Annotated in this window: 3 protein-coding genes and 1 pseudogene; 3 read left to right on the top strand and 1 reads right to left on the bottom strand. The window is 71.7% G+C overall.

Features of this window, described 5'->3' with window-relative positions:
• Nucleotides 1-510 (bottom strand): annotated as a pseudogene (locus tag FL311_RS42370) (Cardiolipin synthetase); the annotation flags it as partial.
• Between the two features lie 133 nt (nt 511-643).
• On the opposite strand from FL311_RS42370, the gene FL311_RS42365 reads away from it, so the two are divergent.
• The 3 genes from FL311_RS42365 to FL311_RS42355 form a co-directional block, all read left to right on the top strand.
• The gene (locus FL311_RS42365) at nt 644-1,198 is read left to right on the top strand and encodes a DUF2378 family protein (protein WP_228557456.1); all 555 of its coding nucleotides are present in this window, start codon (nt 644-646) and stop codon (nt 1,196-1,198) included.
• 37 nt (nt 1,199-1,235) lie between these two features.
• Nucleotides 1,236-1,892, top strand: a complete 657-nt coding sequence (locus FL311_RS42360; protein WP_141333279.1) for an exopolysaccharide biosynthesis protein — start codon at nt 1,236-1,238, stop codon at nt 1,890-1,892.
• 150 nt (nt 1,893-2,042) lie between these two features.
• Nucleotides 2,043-3,035 (top strand): serine/threonine-protein kinase (locus tag FL311_RS42355; protein ID WP_141333278.1); only part of this gene is annotated, 993 nt, incomplete at its 3' end.

The following is a 3,035-nucleotide window of genomic DNA, read 5'->3' as shown; positions in this document are numbered from 1 at the left end:
CTCGGAGAGGTGTATAAGAGACAGCACCAGCACCTTGCGGTGGTTGCGCGCCAGGTTCTCGTCCGCGGGCAGCGGGCGGAACAGGTGCGCCCGACACCCCGCCGCCTCCAGCCTCGGCTTCACCTCCGCCTCGAACCCCGCGCTGCCGAACGGGTCCACCAACACCCGACACGCCACGCCCGCGCGGGCGCGCTCGGCCATCGCCTCCACCATCCGGTCCGAGGCCCGCCCCGGCCGCCAGATGAACATCACCAGGTTCATGGAGACCTTCGCCCGGCGAACCTCCTCCACCATGACGTCGAACACGTCCCCGTTGTTCGTCCACGTCAGGTGGTTGCCCGGCGCCATGCGCACGCCCACCGTCTGGTAGAGCGCCACCGCGAAGTCCGGCCCGCGCGAGCCCACCTCGCCCTTGAGCTGGAACACCCGCGGCCGCTCCTTCGTGCACGCGACGGGACACCCCGTCACGGCCACCGCCGCCACCACCAGCCACGCCATCCACCACCGCATGCCCCTCCCAGCTAGGCACTGGCGGCCCCCGCTTCACCCCCGGGGACGAGACAAATGTTCACCGGAGGATGTCTCGACCCACCCAGGACCTCGGCAACCTGTCGGATGCGGCGCGCGCTGTCGGCTGGCTAGCATGCCGCCCGCCTTGGACACCCGCGAGCCGCTCGTCTTCCCCCAGAGCTTCGAAGGACTCATCCGCGCGCTGGGAGACCAGCTCGACGAGCGCTGTGTCGGACGGCTCAAGCAGGTGGGCGTCGACACCCAGGGCAAGCTCGCCCCCGCCTATCCCCTGGAGGTGTGGCTGGGCGCGCTCAAGGTCGCCGCCGACACGCTCGCCCCCCAGCTTCCCCTGGAGGAGGGCGCCGCCGTCGTGGGCCGCCGCTTCGTGGAGGGCTTCAGTGGGACGCTCATCGGCGGGGCGCTGCTCACCACCGTGCGCCTGTTGGGCCCTGAACGCATGCTCGCGCGCATGACGCGCAACCTGCGCACGGGCACCAACTACCTGGAGGCCACGCTGGAGCCCCGAGGGCCCGGGCACTACGCGCTCACCTGCCGCCCCGTCGTGGTGGCGGGCTTCTACGTGGGCCTGTTCCTGGCGGGCCTGGAGGCCAGCGGCGCTCGCCACCCCTCCGTGCAGGTGGTCCGTCGGCAGGGCGAGGAAGCGGTGTACGACATCGCCTGGAGCTGAGCGTCCTCCGCCGGGGCGTGATAGGGGAGCGGCGTCCATGTCCACGACGCCCTCTTCGTCCTCCGCCCGGTTCTCCGACACCCAGGTCCAGCTCTCCACCACGCTGCGCGCCCTGGCGGCGCGACTGCCCGAGTCGCTCACGGTGCGCGAGCTGATGCAGGCGTGCGGCGAGCAGGGCCTGCTGCTCTTCTGCTGCATCCTGACCTTCCCCTTCCTGCTGCCCGTGTCCATCCCGGGCGTCTCCACCGTGTTCGGCGCGCTCATCGTGCTCATCGGCGTGGGCGTGACGCTCAACCGGGTGCCGTGGCTGCCGCGCAAGCTGCAGGAGAAGATGCTGTCGCGCGCGTCGCTGCAGCCCGCGCTGGAGAAGGGCGCGGACGTGTTCACCAAGGTGGACCGGCTGAGCAAGCCGCGCCTGCTCGCGCTCACCCACGGCGCCAGCACCAACCGCTTCAACGGGTTCATGCTCTTCGTCGCCGGCGTGCTGCTGATGATGCCCTTCGGCTTCGTGCCCTTCAGCAACACCCTGCCCGCGCTGGCCGCGCTGTTCTTCGCCATCGGCATCCTGCAGCGCGACGGCTACGCCATCCTGGCGGGCCACGGCATGACGCTGGGCACCATCATCTACTTCGGCGCCCTCATCTTCGGCGCCGTCCAGGGCGGCCGCAGCCTGGCCAGCCTCATGGGCGGCTGATACTCCTGGTGGGGGGGCCTCCTGCCCCAGGGGGCAACGGGAAGTCCGGAGGGTGCCGGGTGTGTAACAACCCGTGTATCACTGGAAGGAAACCAACCCCCCGGATTCCCTGAAACTTCGTTATCATCGCCGGCGGGCGGCCCCCCGCACATGCGTTACATCCCACTCGATGCGCCACAGCCTCGTTCCGAGGAACCCGCGCGCCTGTCCGGCGACGGCGAGGTCGTGGGCGGCCGCTACCGCATCATGGAGTTCCTGGGGCGGGGCGGCGCGGGCACGGTGTGGCGCGCGCAGGACCTGCTGACGGGCCCGGTCGCCATCAAGCGGCTGCACAAGACGGTGGAGGACCTGGTGCGGCTGCCGCCGGGGGAGAACACCCCGTCCTCGGCGGCCCGGCACGAGCTGGCGCTGTCCCTGGCGCACGAGTTCCAGACGCTCGCCTCGGTGCGCCACCCGCATGTCATCAGCGTGCTGGACTACGGCTTCGACGCCGAGCACCGGCCGTACCTGGCCATGGACCTGCTGGAGGACGCGCGGCACCTGGTGAAGGCCGGCGCCCACCAGCCGCTCGACGTGCAGGTGGAGCTCCTGGTGCAGACGCTCCAGGCGCTCGCGTACCTGCACCGCCGGGGCATCATCCACCGGGACCTGAAGCCCGCCAACGTGCTGGTGGCGCGCGGCCAGGTGAAGGTGCTCGACTTCGGGCTCGCGGTGGGGCGCGAGCAGGTGCACCACGCGCAGCCGGGCGGCACGCCGGGCTACCTGGCGCCGGAGCTGTTCGAGGACGAGCCGCCCTCGGAGGTGACGGACCTCTTCAGCGTGGGCGCCATGGCGTGCCAGATGATTTTCGGGCGGCTGCCCTTCGACGGGAGGGCGCCGGCCGCGCCCGCGGACTTCCCCGACGCGCTGCACGCGGTGCTCGAGCGCATGGTGTCGAAGGACGCGCGCGAGCGGCCCCGGAGCGCGGACGAGGTGATTGCCGCGCTGTGCGCCGCGACGCGCCGGCCGCTGCCCGCCGAGTCCGTCACCACGCGCGAGAGCTTCCTGCAGGCCGCGCGCTACGTGGGCCGCGCGCGCGAGCTGTCGCTCCTGTCGTCCGTGCTGGACCAGGCGCTGCTGGGGCGCGGGGGCGGGCTCCTGGTG

It is taken from the genome of Myxococcus sp. AB025B, assembly GCF_006518215.1.
In the GTDB taxonomy this organism is placed as follows: domain Bacteria; phylum Myxococcota; class Myxococcia; order Myxococcales; family Myxococcaceae; genus Myxococcus; species Myxococcus fulvus.
The sequence above is the reverse complement of the archived record's forward strand: the minus strand, read 5'-3'. Positions and strand labels throughout refer to the sequence as shown.

What these genes read in the sequence shown, in the direction of transcription:
- FL311_RS42360 (WP_141333279.1), top strand. Translation starts at nt 1,236, where the DNA reads ATGTCCACGACGCCCTCTTCGTCCTCCGCCCGGTTCTCCGACACCCAG.
- FL311_RS42365 (WP_228557456.1), top strand. Translation starts at nt 644, where the DNA reads ATGCCGCCCGCCTTGGACACCCGCGAGCCGCTCGTCTTCCCCCAGAGC.